Below are 15,130 nucleotides of genomic sequence, written 5' to 3' on the forward strand. Positions count from 1 at the left end.
TGATTCGCCTAAAAAAACAACCGTCCGTTTTTTGTCTCATTCATGCCACGGGAAACCGCCTCATTCATAATTTTCTAACCATAAGTGTTAGTACCCGATTAAGTCTGACAGACGAGCCTGCGGAACAAGGCGATACCCATAAAGCGGAGTTCCAAAATGGCTACCACCAACACCGACGGCACGATCCAGGTCACCTTCGCGGTCAATGCCTGGGGCACCGTGGCTGGCGGGAAATGGCCGCATTTTCAGTTGCTTGTCGATGGAAAGGTCATCGGCGACGCCACCGTCGCCTCCGCCACCCAGTCGCGCTATGTCTTCACCGCCAACGTACCGGCCGACAAGGCGCATGCCCTCCAACTGGTCTACGACAACGACGACACGGTGAACGGCGTCGACCGCAACCTGTTCGTCAAGTCCTTCGAGGTGAACGGCAAGACCATCCTCGCCATCGATCCCTCGGTGAAATACGACACTGGCAAGATCGACGGACTGCACGTCATCGCCGGGCAGAGCGAAATGTACTGGCCGGGCGCGCTGAATGTCGCGCTGCCCGCCACGCTGTTCTCGACGGCGCCGGTCGACACCGGCAGCGACACCGCGACCATGACCACCACCATCAAGGTGAAGGCCTATGGCATCGGCGCCGGCGGCCAGGCCCCGCATTTCAAGCTGCTGGTCGACGGCGAGGTGGTGGGCGACGCCTGGGTCAACGCGACCTCGGCCACCGACTACACCTTCGCCGCCAAGGTGGATCCCAACGAAGCGCACAAAATCCAGGTCTGGTACGACAATGACGCGACCGTGAACGGCGTAGACCGCAACCTCTATGTCAAGTCGATCAACATCGACGGCAAGACCATCTCCGCCACCTCCGAGATGGCCTCCTACGACAAGGGACCGGTCGACGGCAAGTTCGTGGTCGCCGGCCAGGAAGGCCTGTTCTGGGGCGGCGCCCTGTCCTTCGGCGTGCCGGAGGAGTATTTCGGCGGCGCCTATGTCCCGCCGCCGCCGCCGCCGCCCACCAAGCCGGTCGACATCGTCGTCAACGCCTACGGCACCTCGGCCGGCGGACAGGCGGCGCATTTCAAGCTGCTGGTCGACGGGCAGGTGATCGGCGACGCCAAGGCGTCGGCCACCGCCGCGGGCTACAAGTTCACCGCCGACATCGATCCGACCAAGGCCCACACGGTCCAGGTCTGGTACGACAACGACGCCACGGTGAACGGCGTCGACCGCAACCTGTTCGTCAAGTCGGTGGTCATCAACGGCAAGACCGTCCCCGTCACCGACAGCATCGTCACCTACGACAAGGGTGCGGTCGACGGCAAGGACGTGGTCAAGGGGCAGGAGGGGCTGTATTGGGGCGGCGCCCTCAACATCAAGGCCGGTGCCGAGATGTTCGGCGACACGCCCGTCCCGCAGAATCCGGTCCCGACCCCGCCGACCAAGCCGGCCTTCTACGTCGCCGCCAACGGCAAGGACAGCTGGTCCGGCAAGCTGGCGGCCCCGAACGCCGACGGCACCGACGGTCCCTTCGCCTCGCTGGAAAAGGCGCAGGCTGCCATGCGGGCCAGCTCGACCATCGACACCACCTATGTCCGCGAGGGCACCTACCACCTGACCAAGACGCTGGAGCTGACCTCGCTCGACAACGGCCACAGCTTCAAGAACTATCCCGGCGAGACGCCGGTGCTGAGCGGCGGCGAGGTGGTGAAGGGCTTCACCAGCGAGGGCAACGGCCTCTATTCGGCCAAGCTCGGCACCGCCAGCAGCCTCGACCTGATCGTCGGCGACGTGCGCCAGCATCTGGCCGAGAAATACGCCTATGACGCCGCCGACGTCACCAGCGGCTGGCGTTTCGCCGATGCGGCGTCGGGCGGCCCCAGCGGCTGGTACATCCGCTCCCACGGCAGCGAGGTGACCGCCGCCGACATCCAGCCGGGCACGATGATCCAGGTGATGGACGCAGAACGGCTGGGCGACACGCTGACCGGCATCGAGAGCTTCAACGCCGCCACCCGCACCATCAAGCTGAAGAACGGCGCATCGCTGCCGTTTGCGGAAGGCACCACCTACAAGCTGCTGAACAACGCCGCATACGTCGATCAGGCGGGCGAGTTCGCCTGGCGCGCGTCGGACGGCAAGCTGCTCTACAAGGCCGCCAGCTCCGGCTTCGCCTCGACCGGCGTGGAGGTGCCGCGGCTCGGCACGCTGATCAAGCTGACCGGCGCCAGCGACGTCACCATCGACGGGCTGACCTTCAAGAACACCACCACCGGCGGCGACGCCCTGCTGCTGACCAATGCCGACGGCAACCACATCAGCGACAACAGCTTCCTGAATGTCGGCACGGCGATCCGGCTCAGCTCGGGCTCGTCGAACAACCAGATCGCCCACAACACGCTGAACCATCTGGCGGAAAACGGCATCGAGATGGACGGCCGCAGCAACGGCAACACCATCTACGCCAACAGCATCAGCAACATCGGCGAAGTGCGCAAGGCGGTGTCCGGCATCTTCGGGACCGGCGTCGACAACAACATCATCTCCAACAACGACATCGACCACAGCGCCCGCTACGGCATCTCGTTCAAGGATTACGGCGGCAGCACCAACACGGCCAACCACAACAACGTCATCCAGTACAACAACGTCTCCTACACCGGGCTGGAGACCGCCGACGGCGGCGCCATCGAGATCCTGGGCCGCTCCAGCACCAACACCGGCCTGATCATCCAGGGCAACCGGATCGAGCATGCCAACGGCCTCGCCACCAGCGCCCAGGACAGCTGGATGTTCGGCCAGAAGGGCTTCGGAATCTATCTGGACGACATGGCCGGCGGCGTCACCGTCAAGGACAACTTCATCAGGGATGCCGACTGGGCCTCGGTACAGATCCATGGCGGCGACAACAACGTGGTGACCAACAACTTCTCGGTCATCGCCAGCAACAAGGAGGACTTCATCCGCATCGAATGGCAGCCGGTGCACGGCGCGGCCGGCGATCCGCACAACAACACGATCACCAAGAACGTGGTGATGGGGACCCTGCCGCTCGACGACTACATCGAACTGCTGAGCGCCAACGACTTCGTCATCGACCAGAATCTGGTCTACAACGTGCCGACCTATGGCGACCGCGACGTCAGCGCCAAGCCGATGTTCACCAACCCCTACTGGGGCGACTACTCGCTGCAGGCGTCCTCGCCGGCCTTCGCGATGGGCATCCATGACCTGGCCTGGGCGAAGATGGGTATCGTCGGCACGGCGGCGGCCGGGATGGAGCAGTTCTGGGACGGCGTCTGATCGCCCGATCCCGCACGGCGGCTCCGGGGGCCGATCCCTCCGGTGTGCCGAGCTTCGCAGTGGGCGGATCCTGTCCTGTTCGACGATGTCGGGCAGCGGTGGGCTCCGCCCTTCGGCGTTCGTCCACAGGCGTTTCCGGCGCGGGCTGTTGCACCGGCTTGGCTCCAGCCTTGCCGCGCACCATATGCGGAGTCCCGATCGAGACCGGACGGACAGAGACCGTTTCCATTGATGACGCAGATGAGCAGGACCGCAGGAACAGCAGGCGGGATGGTGGCGGCGATGGTGGCCGGCCTCCTGATGTGCATCGCCGGCACGGTGCCGGCCTGGGCGCAGGAAGACCAGAAGCCGAAATTCGGGCCCGACGCGGTGCCGATCACCCGTGCCGCCGACTATCTGCGCAACACTCCGGCACCGGATTACTGGGCGCTCAGCCCCTTCTACGTGCCGCAGACGACCAGCGCCTCCTGTTCGCTGGCCAGCGTGACGATGATGCTGAATGCGCTGCGCGGACTGCCCGCCCTGGCGTCGGAACGGTTGGTGACCGGGCGGCAACTGCTCGACCGCGTGGACGACGATCATTGGCGCGCCGCCACCGCCGACGATGGCGAGGGCGTTTCCTTCGGCGAACTGATCGCCTATGTCCGCCGCAGCCTCGCCGCCTACGGCATCGACGCGGAGGTGGAGGTCTGGCGCCCGCGCGACGCCTCCCCGGCCACGCTGACGGAACTGCGCCGCATCCTGACCGAGAACGAGCGCAGCGCCGACGACATCATCCTGCTGGCCTTCGACCAGGGAACGCTGACCGGGGATGTCGGTCTCGGCCACGTCGCGCCGCTGGGCGCCTACGATCCGGCAACGCGGCGCGCGCTGGTGATGGATCCCGACCGGCTGTGGTATGTGCCCTATTGGACCAGCGACGCCCGGCTGCTGGACGCCATGCTGAAGCCGGACCGCGCCGATCCGGAGGGCAGCGGTCTGATCCGCGTCCGCGCCCGCCGGGTTTCGGGATAGCCGGCGCTACTTCACGTCCCGGCTGGTGAGGTCGGAGGGACTCTGCGAGCGTGTGGGCTCGTTGATCTGGTTGGGTTCGCTCGCCCACCGGTTCGGCCGCGGGACCGGGGTGCCGTTCAGGTCGGGCGGCGCCCGGCGGACATCGGCGAGTGCCTGCTGAAGTTCGCCGCTTCCTGTGGCGGCGGAACTGGACGGACTGGGCGGCTTGTTGCCCTGCTGGCTGGGGAGCGGGTCCTGGCTCTTCTGGACGCCGTTGTCGCGGGCGAGCGCGTCGCCCGCCGACTCCTTCGCTCCGGAATCGATCGACGGGGCGGGTTGCTGCTGAGCTGGTTCATGCCGGGCCGGCTGCTGGGCGATGGCGGTGAGCGGCAGGCCGGCGAGAAGGACGGACAGCAGCAGGGCGGCGGCGGACTTGCGCATGGCGCTTCCTCAGGTTCGGGGGCTCAGGTTCGGGGGCTTTTGGCGAGCCGGCGGCACCATTCGCCCGCCGGAGCGTTGTAGCGGGGACGGAGCCCGCCTCCAGCCCATCAGGAACACCGTCCATGCCCACCCGGTTCCCGTCAGCCTCCGACTTGCCCGCAGCCCACCCGGCCTCCCCGCCCGACCGCGCCGAACGGCGGACGGTCGGCGTCGTGGTGGAGCGGCGGCGTGTCGACAACCCCTGGATCGAAGCGCGCTGGCAGCCGGTCCTTCTGGTCCCACCCGAGCCGGAACGGCCCGACTGGAGCGTGGTGGCGGAGGGGCCGGACTGGAGCCGCCACTATGCCGGCACCGCCGAGATCGCCCTGTTCCCGACCGAGGCGGAGAACTACAAGCACAATCTCGACGGCGGCAAGCCCTGTGCCTACGTCATCCTGCGGCCGGGCGGCCCGACGCCGGGGATGCGGCTGCTGGCCGTCACGGTGGACCCCGGCGAGATCGACACCCATGCCGAAGCCGGCGACGACGTGATCGAGCCATTGGCTCTGCCGATCCCCCTGGTGCTGTGGATGGACGGCTTCGTCGCCCGGCATCATGTCGAACGCCCCTTCCACAAGCGCAAGCGCGACCGCGCCGACACCGAAGCCCTGGCCCGGCACCGCGGGGCGGAGCGGCCGCGGCATGGCTGACCCCGCTGGCACGGACGAAGGCTTCCTCGGTCGCTGGTCGCGGCTGAAGCGGAAGACGCGGCCGGAGGAGGCGCCGGACGAGGTGCCGCGGCCGGAGGGGGTGGACGACGCGCCGGTCGCGGTCCCGGTGGACGTATCGGCCGTTTCTCCGGCCGAGGAGGAGGCGCCGGACCTATCCGACCTGCCCCCGCTCGACAGCCTGGACGCCGGCAGCGACTACACCGGCTTCCTGCGCAAGGAGGTGCCGGAGGAACTGCGCCGCCAAGCCCTGCGCAAGGCCTGGACCAGCGATCCGTCCATCGCCGGCTTCCGCGGCTTTGCCGACTATGACTGGGACTACAACGCGCCCGGCTATGGCGCCCTGCTGCCCACCGACGACATCGCCCGCCTGCTCGACGCCGTGCTGCCTGACAGGACGCGGGAGGAGAAGGTGGCAGAGGAGGAGGTGGCGGTGGCTGAAGCTCAGGCGGAGGAGGAGCCGGGGGACGGCGTGTTGCCTGTGGAAGCCACTTGCCCCGGCCCCGCCCCGACCCCGCCCAGCAGGGAAGGGTCGGTGGGGGGCTGTGACGCCCCAAAAAAATCCATTCCCTCAGACGCACCGGCCGCCATCCACCTCCAGACACACGCCGGTCAGGAAATCCGCCTCGTCGGAACAGAGGTAGAGCGCCGAATTGGCGATGTCGTCGGGCGTCGACAGCCGGCCGAGCGGGATGCTGCGCAGGAACTGCTCGCGGCGTTCCGGCGTGTCCTGCCCCATGAAGCGGTGCAGCATGCCGGTCTCGCCGGCGACGGGTGCGATGGCGCAGACGCGGATGCGGTCGGGCGCCAGTTCCGCCGCCATCGACTTGGTCAGGGTGATGACCGCTCCCTTGGAGCCGTTGTACCAGGTCAGGTTCGGCCGCGGCCGCAGGCCGGCGGTGGAGGCGATGTTCAGGATCACGCCGCCGCCCTGGGCGCGGAACACCGGCACGGCATGGATGGCGCCGTGGTAGATCGACTTCACGTTGACGGCATAGATGCGGTCGAAGGTGGCCTCGTCCACTTCCAGCATCGAGCCGTAGCGGTGGGTGTAGCCGGCATTGTTGACCAGGATGTCGAGCCGGCCGAACGCGCCGAGCGCCGCGGAGACGATGGCCTCGTAATCCTCCCCCACCGCCACGTCGGCGCGCACGGCGAGCGCCGTCTCACCCAGGCTGTCGGCGACGCGGCCGGCCGCCGCCTCGTCCAGGTCGGCGACGATGACGCGGGCGCCTTCGGCGGCGAAGCGTCGGGCGATGCCCTCGCCGAAGCCCGATCCGCCACCGGTGACGACGGCGACTTTCCCTGACAAACGCATGAGCGGTTCCTCCCCGGCTGTGCGCGGCCGTTCGGCGCGCGGACTCCGGACAACAGGGAACCGGCGCTTTCGGCCGCATCGTGAACACGGCGAAGACTGCATGATAGCGCGAAGCCGCCCGGCAGGGCAGTCGCCATCATCCGCTATATCGATTTGAGGAGATACAAAGGAGAATGGCGCGAGTGACGGGACTTGAACCCGCNACGGACCCTGGCAAGCGGAAAAATGCAATGTGACGCATTTTTTCTGGAGAAGACCGCTTTCACGCCGTTTGACTGTAGCAATTCCCATTTGACACAGCTTTCGGTTGCTGCACCGCAGGCTTGCTCTTGACAGTTCGGACCATCTCAGGCTTTTTCTCGCCCTCCCCTCCCCACCATTGCCGCAGGCCCCGATGTCCGAGGTCGTCCCCTTCGCCGCCGCCCGCGAGGCGCTGCTCGCGCGCCTGACCGAACAGCTGCCGCCCTCGTCGGAATGGGCGGGCCGGCTGATGTTGATGCCGGACGGACGACGGGTGGAGCCGATGCCGGCCGCCGACGCGGTGGGCTCGCTGCGCGCCTTCCGCGCCGGGCTCGGCGAGGCGATCGGGGCAGCCGCCTGCTCGGTCGGCGGCGTCTGGGTCAGCCGGGAGGATTGCCTGGATTGGGACGGGCTGCTGGCGCCGCTGGCGGTCGCCGCCGCCTATGTGGTTGGCCGCAACCAGTCGGCGGGCGGTTTCGCCGCCGAGCTGTTCCGCTGCAAGGACGCGCTGGCCGGCTGGGGCGTGCGCGGTCTGCGCGGCGACCCGGCCGTCGCCCGTGCCGCCGGCTATGCGGTGGTGGCGGTCAGCCGCCGCCCCGACGACCAGGAGATCGTGCTGGACCGGGTGATGGACACCTTCGCCTTCGTCATGCGCAGCCAGGGTGAACCGACGGTCACCGGTGCGGACATGGACCGCCGGCTGGTGAAGCGCGCGGTGCCGGCGCGGCGGTGACGGGCGGGGAAGATCGTCGCCGACACTCTCCACGCTCCGCGTCCGCCGCCGCCGGGAGGGACCTGCCGATCGGATCCGGCGGCAGGCCTATCGGATGAAGAACTGGACCGGAACGACCAGTTCGATGCGGTCCTGGGCCATCTCCTCCGGCGGGGCCGGCAGCGGGGAGGCGCGGCGGACCATTTCCACCGTTTCCTCGTCCAGCGCGCTGTGGCCGGAACTGCGGTCGAGTTGGACCGACAGGACGCGCCCCTCGCGGTCGATGGTGAAGCGGACCTGGGCAACCCCTTCCTGCCGGCGGGCCTGGGCGGATCGCGGATAGCGCTTGTGCCGTTCCAGATGGCCGAGCACGCGGCCCTGCCAGGTCGGCACCGCCCGGCTGGGGGCGGCTGACGGCGCCGGGGCCGCCGGGACGGGTGCCACGGCCGGGGCCGGCGGAGCGGCGACTGGGGCCTGCTGGACCGGCTGGGCCACCGGCTTCGGCGTCTCCGGCTTGGGTTTCTCCGGCCGGGGCTTCGGTGCCTCCTTCTTGACCTCGGGCTTGGGCTTGGGCGGTTCGGGCGGCGGCTTGGGCAGGACAACCTCCGGCTCGACCACGGGCGGCGGCTCCGGCGGCGGGGGCGGCTCCTCGACCACCGGTTCCGGTTCCGGCGGCGGCGGTTCGGGAAGCGGTTCGATGACCGGTTCGGGCATCGGTTCCGGCAAGGGGATGTCGATGGCCGGAGCCGGCTCGGGCGGCGCGACCGGCAGCGGGGCCAGTTCCAGCAGCACGGCGGGCGGTTCCGCTTCCGATGGCGTGATCGGCACATGCCACGCCACCATCGCGACGCCGGCCGCGGCATGGACGCCCAGCGCCAGCATCAGGCTGCCGCTCCAACGGGCGACGCCGCGGGCCGGCCGCTCGCTGCCGTCGTCGGAAAGGGCGGCGGACCAGTCCGCCGCACCGTAATCGGAGGCCGCACTCATGGGGCGGGGGCCGTTTCCAGGCCGACGAGGCCGATCTTCAGATAGCCGGCGCCGCGCAGGCTGTTCATCACCTCGGTCAGGGCACCGTAATCCACCGTCTTGTCGGCGCGCAGGAAGACGCGCTGGCTCTTGTCGCCGTGGGTGGCGGCATCGAGTGCCGCACCCAGCGACTCCCTGGTGGTCTGGGTGTCGCCCAGCGACAGCGTCTTGTCGGCCTGGATGGTCAGGAACAGCGGCTTGTCCGGCCGCGGCGTCGGCATGGCCGTGGAAGCCGGCAGGTCCACCGGCACATCCACCGTCGCCAGCGGTGCGGCCACCATGAAGATGATCAGAAGGACGAGAACGACGTCGATGAAGGGCGTGACGTTGATCTCATGCGTTTCGGTCAGTTCGTCGTCGTTTCCGGAGCCGAGGCGCGCACCCATCGCCGTTACTCCGCCGCGCGGGAATTGCCGTGGCCCTGCGCGGCATGGGCTTGTGCCCGCGGCAGCGCATGGCGGTCGATGTCGCGGCTCAGCAGGCGCAGCACCGCCGCCGACGCGTCGGTCAGCTGGGCCTTGTGGCCGCCGATGGCGCGGGTGCAGGCGTTGTAGACCACCACCGCCGGGATGGCGGCGACGAGACCGATGGCGGTCGCCAGCAGCGCCTCGGCGATGCCCGGCGCCACCACGGCGAGGTTGGTGGTCTGCGCCTTCGAGATGCCGATGAAGCTGGTCATGATGCCCCACACCGTACCGAACAGGCCGATGAAAGGCCCGGTCGACCCGATGGTGGCAAGGATGCCGGTGCCGCGCGCCATGCGCCGTCCGGCCGCAGCCTCGATCCGCTCCAGCCGCGAGGCTGCGCGGTCCATCAGCCCGTCGCGCGACGGCGCATCGGCCGACAGATGGGTCTCGGCGATCACCGCGCGGACCAGCGCCGCCGCCGTGCCCTGGCTGAAGCCGACCCGCTCCGCCGCCTGGGACAGCGACCGCGCCTCCTCCAGCATCGCCAGGGCGCCGCGCGCCTTGCGCTTGGCCGAGGACAGCTCGACCGCCTTGGCGATGGCGATGGTCCAGGTGACGACGGAGGCGAGAGCCAGACCCACCATCACCGCCTGCACCACCGGGCTGGCGGCGACGAACATGCCCCAGGGCGACAGGTCGTGCGGAAGAGTGGCCAGTGCGGCGGCCGCGTCCGAAGCACCCTGGGCGGCGGGAGCCACGCCCTGCGTCACACCCTGAGCCACATGCGGCACCGCACCCTGCACCGCCGGCGCGGTGGTGGCGGGTGCGGCAGCCTCCTGCGCGCGGGCGGCGGCGCCGGCCATCAGCGTCCCGGCGCCGGCAAGGACGGCAGCCAGAACAGGACGGTGGCGAAACGATGTCGGCATGGCGGTCCAACTCCCCTCGACGCGTGTCCGGCACGCGCGATGCTAAAACCCGATGACACTCCAGAGCAAAGCCCCCACCGCGGTTATAGTGCGAATGAGTCGCACTCGCACGGAAAATCGACCTCCGCCGCACGCGATCGGGCCATTTTTTGTGGGGATTTCAAACTGCTTGGGCGTCGCTCCGTTTGTCTCGCGAACCGTTCAAGGGCCGCAAACGGTACAGATTCGATGCTGCGAACAAGTCCCAGTACCACCAAACTGCCGCCCTGTCGCGGGGAAATCGCGAAATTATCAACCAGCAGGACAGGCTGAAATGAACTGGCGCCACGCAACAATCGGGCGCCGCCCCAGGTTGAGCCGGCAGGGGGGCGCAGTCCCCAGGAGCAATCCGAGGTGGAGACGCGGGCCGGACGATCTGCCTCCCGGATCTCCGGCGTTTCGGGGTGGAGCCCAGGCAGGAACGCGATGGTCCGCTTTTCGTTCGGATCAGCGGTTTGCCGACGTAGCAGCGGAGAATCGATGCCCTTACACCAGCGCTGTGGTGGGTTTGGACGCTTCGAACGCTTCGAGAAGCTCGGTCAGCAGCTTCCTGCTCTCCGATAGTTTTCGGCTTTGCTCATCGATCGCCTCGATCTGCATGCGCAACTTGGATTGCAATTCGTCGCATGGTTCGAACGAATGCCTGCGATCAAGGGAACAGGGCAGGAAATCCCGAATGGTCGCCAACGTCATGCCAGCGTTCCCGAGCAAACGGATGCGCTCGACCGTATCGACGCTGGAAGGGCCGTAGTCCCGATATCCCGTTTGGCTGCGGACCGGCGCCAGGAGCCCCTCAGCTTCATAATAGCGGAGCATTCGAACGCTGACGCCGGTTTTCCGGGAAAGTTCGCCGATCTTCATTCGAGGCCCTTGACTCTGACAGTGCTGTCAGACTGTAGGAAGGACGCTCCACACTGTAAACACCCAAGGGAGCGTAACGATGACCGGCAAACCCGACTTTCGGACCCAGATCAATGGGCGACCGGCGACAGCTGAGGACCTCTCCTCTCTCGCCTTCGCAGGATTTGCGCACTTTACTGCCATGCAGGTTCGAAAGGGCGCCGTACGCGGGCTCGATCTTCACCTATCGAGGTTGAGGTCGGCGTCGAATGAGTTTTTCGGTCAGGCTCTTCCCGACGCGGTGGTGCGCGAACGTCTGCGAAGCGCGATCGATGCCGGGACTTCGGCTCTATCCCTGACGGCGACGATGTTCTCGAGCAACGGGGAGTTCACCTCGACAGGGGCAGAGGACGATCCTGCCATTCTGGTGCGCACGGCACCTCCATCCGATGGTCCCGACGGGCCTTTGCGCTTGGCCATCGTCCAGCATGAGAGGCCCTTCCCGACGATCAAACATGTCGGCGAAGCATCGAAGACCCACTACCTCCGGCAGGCCGTGAAAGAGGGGTATGACGACGCGGCATTTATCGACACCCATGGACATATGAGCGAAGCCACCATCTGGAACCTGGCCTTCTGGGACGGCGAAGCAGTGGTTTGGCCAAAGGCAGCGCTCCTTGCCGGTGTTACGATGCAGATCGTTCGCCGTCGCCTCGATGCGCTTGGCATCGCTCAGCGGGAGGAACCGATCGGTCTCGCTCGTGCGATCGAAATGAAGGGCGCGGCGGTTATGAACTCCTGGACGCCAGGCGTTCCTGTCAGCGCCCTGGGCTCCATCGCTGTCCCCCTATCGCCGACCTTCATCGAGATCCTTCGGGCTGCCTACGAGCGCGAACCGCTGGTCGAAATCTGAACGAAGGGGGCCGCTTCCGGCGACCTCTTGCGTGATCCCAATGGCTTGAACGTGGGAAGGCGGCGGGCGGTTGCCAAAGCAGGTGCGATGTTGCAAAAGCCCGCCGCGAAAGACACGGTTCCGGGCCCTGAATGGGTCTTGTGCCGGTTTCCTCCCCCCATTGCTCCCGCCGCCGCCTCTGATCCGCCAAGTCGCTGGCTGCGTAGGTGTGAGTGCGGAAAGCTACGGAGCGCATCATGGACGGCAAGGCAAGCGGCGAAGAGGGCGATCCCAATGGCGGACTGCCATTGACCTGGATCACCGGCGCCAGCAGCGGCATCGGCCGGGCGCTGGCGATCCATCTCGCCAACGCGGGCGAACGGGTGGCGCTGTCCGCCCGCAACGCCGAGGAACTGGCCGCGACCGCCCAAATGTCGGCGGATCGCATGCGGATCTTCCCGTTGGACGTCACCGACCGCAAGGCGACCGCCGCAACCGTCGCCGCCATCGAACGCTGGCTGGGTCCGATCGACCGGGCGGTGCTGAATGCCGGCACCCACATGCCGATGTCGCTGGAGGATTTCTCCGCCGACACCGCCCGCCGGCTGATGGAGGTCAACTACATGGGCGTCGTCCATGGGCTGGAGGCGCTGTTGCCGCGGATGCGCGCCCGCGGGCGCGGGCATGTGGCCGTGGTGGCCTCCGTCGCCGGATACCGCGGACTGCCGACCGCCGCGGCCTATGGCCCGACCAAGGCGGCGCTGATCAACCTGTGCGAATCGCTGAAACCCGACTGCGACCGCGCCGGGATCCGGCTCCAGCTGGTCTGCCCCGGTTTCGTCGATACGCCGCTGACCGCCCGCAACGGCTTCGCCATGCCGGACCTGATGCCGGTGGAGGACGCGGCGCGGGAACTGGCCGACGGGCTGGAGCAGAACGGTTTCGAGATCGGCTTCCCCAAACGCTTCGTGCGCAAGCTGAAGCTGGCGCGACTGCTGCCCTATCGGGCCTACTTCCCGCTGGTCCGCAAGGTGACGGGGGCATGATGGCGGGAAACATGACGGCAGGGATCACAATGGACGATGCGAAAAGCGCCGGGCTCGACGCCTGGGTCGCTTTTTTCGAGACGCTGAGCCACGGCACGCTCGACCGGCTGACCGGACTGACGGTGCCGGAGGTGCGCTTCCGCGACCCCTTCAACGATGCCCATGGGCGCGACGCGGTGCGCGCGGCGCTGCTCCACACGCTGAACGGCTGCCGGGATTTGCGCTTCACCGTCACGCACCGGCTGCCCGCCGACGATCTGGCGATCCTGCGCTGGCGGTTCGAGGCGACGGTGACCGGCATCGGCCGGATGGACGTCATCGGCACCAGCGAGGTGCGGCAGGCCCCCGACGGCCGGGTGGCCGAGCACATCGACCATTGGGATTCCGGCGAACATGTCTATCTGCGCCTGCCGGTGCTGGGCGCTCCGCTGCGCCTCATTCGGCGGCGGCTGGGGGCGGCACCGCCGCGTTGACGGCGCCCGGCTGGATCATCCGCCCTTCGGGCAGGAAGAACAGGCTGACGGTGCCGATCCACACCCCCCAGCGATAGACGTTGGCGCGGTTGATCAGCGCGTCCCCCGGCTGCAGCCACATCCAGTCGTCGAACCGCACGCGCCAACGGCCGCCCCCGACCTTCAGCGCCATCTCGTAGGTCCAGTTCAGGGCATTGCCGGCCGACCGGCCGACCGCCTTGCCGATCACATCGTCGGCCCTCCCCTCATACAGGCCCTCCCCGGTCCTGACGATGCGCCAGATCCGGCGGTCGGTCTCGCCGTCCGCATAGTCGAAGCGTTCGTCCAGCGTCAGCTCCCGCCCGTCCCAATGCCCGTCGATGACGACGGTGAAGCTGCGGCGCAAGGTGCCGAACCGGTCCTCGAACAGGCCCCAGGCATGGGTGCGGCCGGCGAAGTAGCGCTCGATCCGCAGCTCCGGGCCATTTCCGGCGAAATCCTCGACCTTCATGGCAGGCTGCCTCCGCTCAGGCCGCCGGTGCGGGCCGGCGGAAGCGCCAGAGCCCGACATCGATGGTGCCGGCACGGAACCCCGCCTCGCAGTAGGCGAGGTAATAGTCCCACAGCCGGCGGAAGCGCGGATCGAAGCCCATGGCGGCGACCCGCGGCGCGGCCTCGTGGAAGCGGCGGCGCCATTCGGCACAGGTGCGGGCATAGGAGGCGCCGAAGGTCTCGACATGTTCCACCGTCAGCCCGGCCCGCTCCGCCTCGGCGCGCAGGGCCGACGGGCAGGGCAGCAGGCCGCCGGGGAAGATGTGGCGCTGGATGAAATCGCAGTTGCGGCGGTACTGCGGGAAACGGGCATCGTCGATGGTGATCGCCTGGATCACCGCGGCGCCGCCGGGAACCAGCCGGTCGCGCAGGCTGGCGAAATAACGCGGCCAATGCTCCTCCCCCACAGCCTCGATCATCTCGATGGAGACGATGCGGTCGAAGCTGCCGCCGGCATCGCGATAGTCCATCAGCCGCAGATCCACCGTTCCGGCCAGTCCGGATTCCTCCATGCGGCGGCGGGCAAAGGACAGCTGTTCCGCCGACAGGGTGAGCCCGACGACGGAAGCGCCGGCGCGACCGGCCAGATGCTCCGCCATGCCTCCCCAGCCGCAGCCGATCTCCAGCACGCGGTCGCCGGGACGCAGCTGCAGAAGTTCGGCGACGCGGCGGATCTTGGCCTCCTGCGCGTCCTCCAGGCTCTGCCCCTCATCCTGGTAAAGGGCGGAGGAATAGGTCATGCCGGGGTCGAGCCACAGCCGGTAGAAGTCGTTGCCGAGGTCGTAATGGAAGGCGATGTTGCGGCGGCTGCCGCGGCGGGAGTTGGCGCGGCTGCGGTGGAACAGCCGGTTGATCGCGGACGCCGCCAAGGTGCCCTTCAGCACCCCCTTCAGCGCCGCCTCGTTGCGGATCGCCAGTTCGATCAGGGCCGGCAGGTCGGCGCTGTTCCATAGCCCGTCGCCATAGGCCTCCGCCATGCCGATCCCGCCCCCCAGCAGCAGCCGCCTCGCCGCCGAACCGTCGAGCAGGGCGAGATCGGCGCGGGGACCGGTCGTCCCGTCGCCGAACCGCAGCGTCCGCCCGTCCGGCAGGCGCAAGGTCAGCTCGCCGACGCGGATGCGGGCGGCCATCCTCAGCAGCGCGCCGGTCCACAAATCGTTTCCGGTCACCAGCCGCAGCCACCGGGGTTGACGGCGAAGCGCGGGCGCAGCGATGTCGGTCATGCGGGGAAGC

At 68.1% G+C, this 15,130-nt stretch carries 15 protein-coding genes and 1 pseudogene; 8 read left to right on the forward strand and 8 right to left on the reverse strand.

Annotated elements, in window-relative coordinates; all coding sequences use genetic code 11:
- The first annotated feature begins 156 nt into the window (after nt 1–156).
- Nucleotides 157–3,306: a carbohydrate-binding domain-containing protein gene (locus A6A40_RS27185; protein WP_108548927.1), complete on the forward strand. Its 3,150-nt coding sequence runs from the start codon at nt 157–159 to the stop codon at nt 3,304–3,306.
- Between the two features lie 240 nt (nt 3,307–3,546).
- Nucleotides 3,547–4,320 carry a phytochelatin synthase family protein gene (locus A6A40_RS27190; protein WP_236784077.1) on the forward strand — a complete coding sequence of 258 codons (774 nt, stop codon included), beginning with the start codon at nt 3,547–3,549 and terminating at the stop codon, nt 4,318–4,320.
- 6 nt (nt 4,321–4,326) lie between these two features.
- Here A6A40_RS27190 and A6A40_RS27195 read toward each other — a convergent pair whose 3' ends face one another.
- Nucleotides 4,327–4,740 carry a hypothetical protein gene (locus A6A40_RS27195; RefSeq protein ID WP_108548928.1) on the reverse strand — a complete coding sequence of 138 codons (414 nt, stop codon included), beginning with the start codon at nt 4,738–4,740 and terminating at the stop codon, nt 4,327–4,329.
- 122 nt (nt 4,741–4,862) lie between these two features.
- Here A6A40_RS27195 and A6A40_RS27200 point away from each other — a divergent pair, with 122 nt between their 5' ends.
- Together A6A40_RS27200 and A6A40_RS31910 are read left to right on the forward strand one after the other, a co-directional pair.
- Nucleotides 4,863–5,429 (forward strand): DUF3305 domain-containing protein, encoded by a 567-nt coding sequence (locus tag A6A40_RS27200; RefSeq protein WP_108548929.1) that lies wholly within the window; start codon nt 4,863–4,865, stop codon nt 5,427–5,429.
- Nucleotides 5,422–5,766: pseudogene (locus A6A40_RS31910) on the forward strand (DUF3306 domain-containing protein); the annotation flags it as partial. The gene A6A40_RS27200 and the pseudogene A6A40_RS31910, both read left to right, overlap by 8 nt.
- A 252-nt stretch (nt 5,767–6,018) precedes the next feature.
- Here the strand turns inward: A6A40_RS31910 and A6A40_RS27210 are convergent.
- Nucleotides 6,019–6,765, reverse strand: a complete 747-nt coding sequence (locus A6A40_RS27210; RefSeq protein ID WP_108548930.1) for an SDR family oxidoreductase — start codon at nt 6,763–6,765, stop codon at nt 6,019–6,021.
- Nucleotides 6,766–7,159: 394 nt separating this feature from the next.
- On the opposite strand from A6A40_RS27210, the gene A6A40_RS27215 reads away from it, so the two are divergent.
- On the forward strand, nt 7,160–7,738 hold the full coding sequence (locus tag A6A40_RS27215; RefSeq protein ID WP_236784078.1) for a hypothetical protein: 579 nt from the start codon (nt 7,160–7,162) through the stop codon (nt 7,736–7,738).
- An 87-nt stretch (nt 7,739–7,825) separates the two neighbouring features.
- On the opposite strand, the gene A6A40_RS27220 is transcribed toward A6A40_RS27215, so the two are convergent.
- From A6A40_RS27220 to A6A40_RS27235, 4 genes are all read right to left on the reverse strand, one after another.
- On the reverse strand, nt 7,826–8,704 hold the full coding sequence (locus A6A40_RS27220; protein WP_108548932.1) for an energy transducer TonB family protein: 879 nt from the start codon (nt 8,702–8,704) through the stop codon (nt 7,826–7,828).
- The gene (gene exbD, locus A6A40_RS27225) at nt 8,701–9,129 is read right to left on the reverse strand and encodes a TonB system transport protein ExbD (protein ID WP_108548933.1); all 429 of its coding nucleotides are present in this window, start codon (nt 9,127–9,129) and stop codon (nt 8,701–8,703) included. Before exbD ends, A6A40_RS27220 begins: the two co-directional genes overlap by 4 nt.
- A 5-nt stretch (nt 9,130–9,134) precedes the next feature.
- Nucleotides 9,135–10,076, reverse strand: a complete 942-nt coding sequence (exbB, locus tag A6A40_RS27230) for a tonB-system energizer ExbB (protein WP_418208637.1) — start codon at nt 10,074–10,076, stop codon at nt 9,135–9,137.
- Nucleotides 10,077–10,601: 525 nt separating this feature from the next.
- Nucleotides 10,602–10,976, reverse strand: a complete 375-nt coding sequence (locus tag A6A40_RS27235) for a MerR family transcriptional regulator (protein ID WP_108548934.1) — start codon at nt 10,974–10,976, stop codon at nt 10,602–10,604.
- Nucleotides 10,977–11,055: 79 nt separating this feature from the next.
- On the opposite strand from A6A40_RS27235, the gene A6A40_RS27240 reads away from it, so the two are divergent.
- The 3 genes from A6A40_RS27240 (at nt 11,056) to A6A40_RS27250 (ending at nt 13,366) form a co-directional block, all read left to right on the forward strand.
- Nucleotides 11,056–11,868, forward strand: a complete 813-nt coding sequence (locus tag A6A40_RS27240; RefSeq protein WP_108548935.1) for an aminotransferase class IV family protein — start codon at nt 11,056–11,058, stop codon at nt 11,866–11,868.
- Between the two features lie 236 nt (nt 11,869–12,104).
- Nucleotides 12,105–12,893: an SDR family NAD(P)-dependent oxidoreductase gene (locus A6A40_RS27245; RefSeq protein WP_108548936.1), complete on the forward strand. Its 789-nt coding sequence runs from the start codon at nt 12,105–12,107 to the stop codon at nt 12,891–12,893.
- A 29-nt stretch (nt 12,894–12,922) separates the two neighbouring features.
- A complete protein-coding gene (locus A6A40_RS27250; protein ID WP_236784079.1) occupies nt 12,923–13,366 on the forward strand; it encodes a nuclear transport factor 2 family protein in 444 nt (147 codons plus the stop codon).
- On the opposite strand, the gene A6A40_RS27255 is transcribed toward A6A40_RS27250, so the two are convergent.
- Together A6A40_RS27255 and A6A40_RS27260 are read right to left on the reverse strand one after the other, a co-directional pair.
- Nucleotides 13,329–13,856 carry a DUF3833 domain-containing protein gene (locus A6A40_RS27255; RefSeq protein WP_108548938.1) on the reverse strand — a complete coding sequence of 176 codons (528 nt, stop codon included), beginning with the start codon at nt 13,854–13,856 and terminating at the stop codon, nt 13,329–13,331. The genes A6A40_RS27250 and A6A40_RS27255 overlap by 38 nt on opposite strands.
- A gap of 16 nt (nt 13,857–13,872) precedes the next feature.
- Nucleotides 13,873–15,120 (reverse strand): SAM-dependent methyltransferase, encoded by a 1,248-nt coding sequence (locus A6A40_RS27260; RefSeq protein WP_108548939.1) that lies wholly within the window; start codon nt 15,118–15,120, stop codon nt 13,873–13,875.
- Nucleotides 15,121–15,130 lie beyond the last annotated feature (10 nt).

Origin of the sequence: Azospirillum humicireducens, from assembly GCF_001639105.2 — a bacterium.
Taxonomy (GTDB): Bacteria; Pseudomonadota; Alphaproteobacteria; order Azospirillales; family Azospirillaceae; genus Azospirillum; species Azospirillum humicireducens.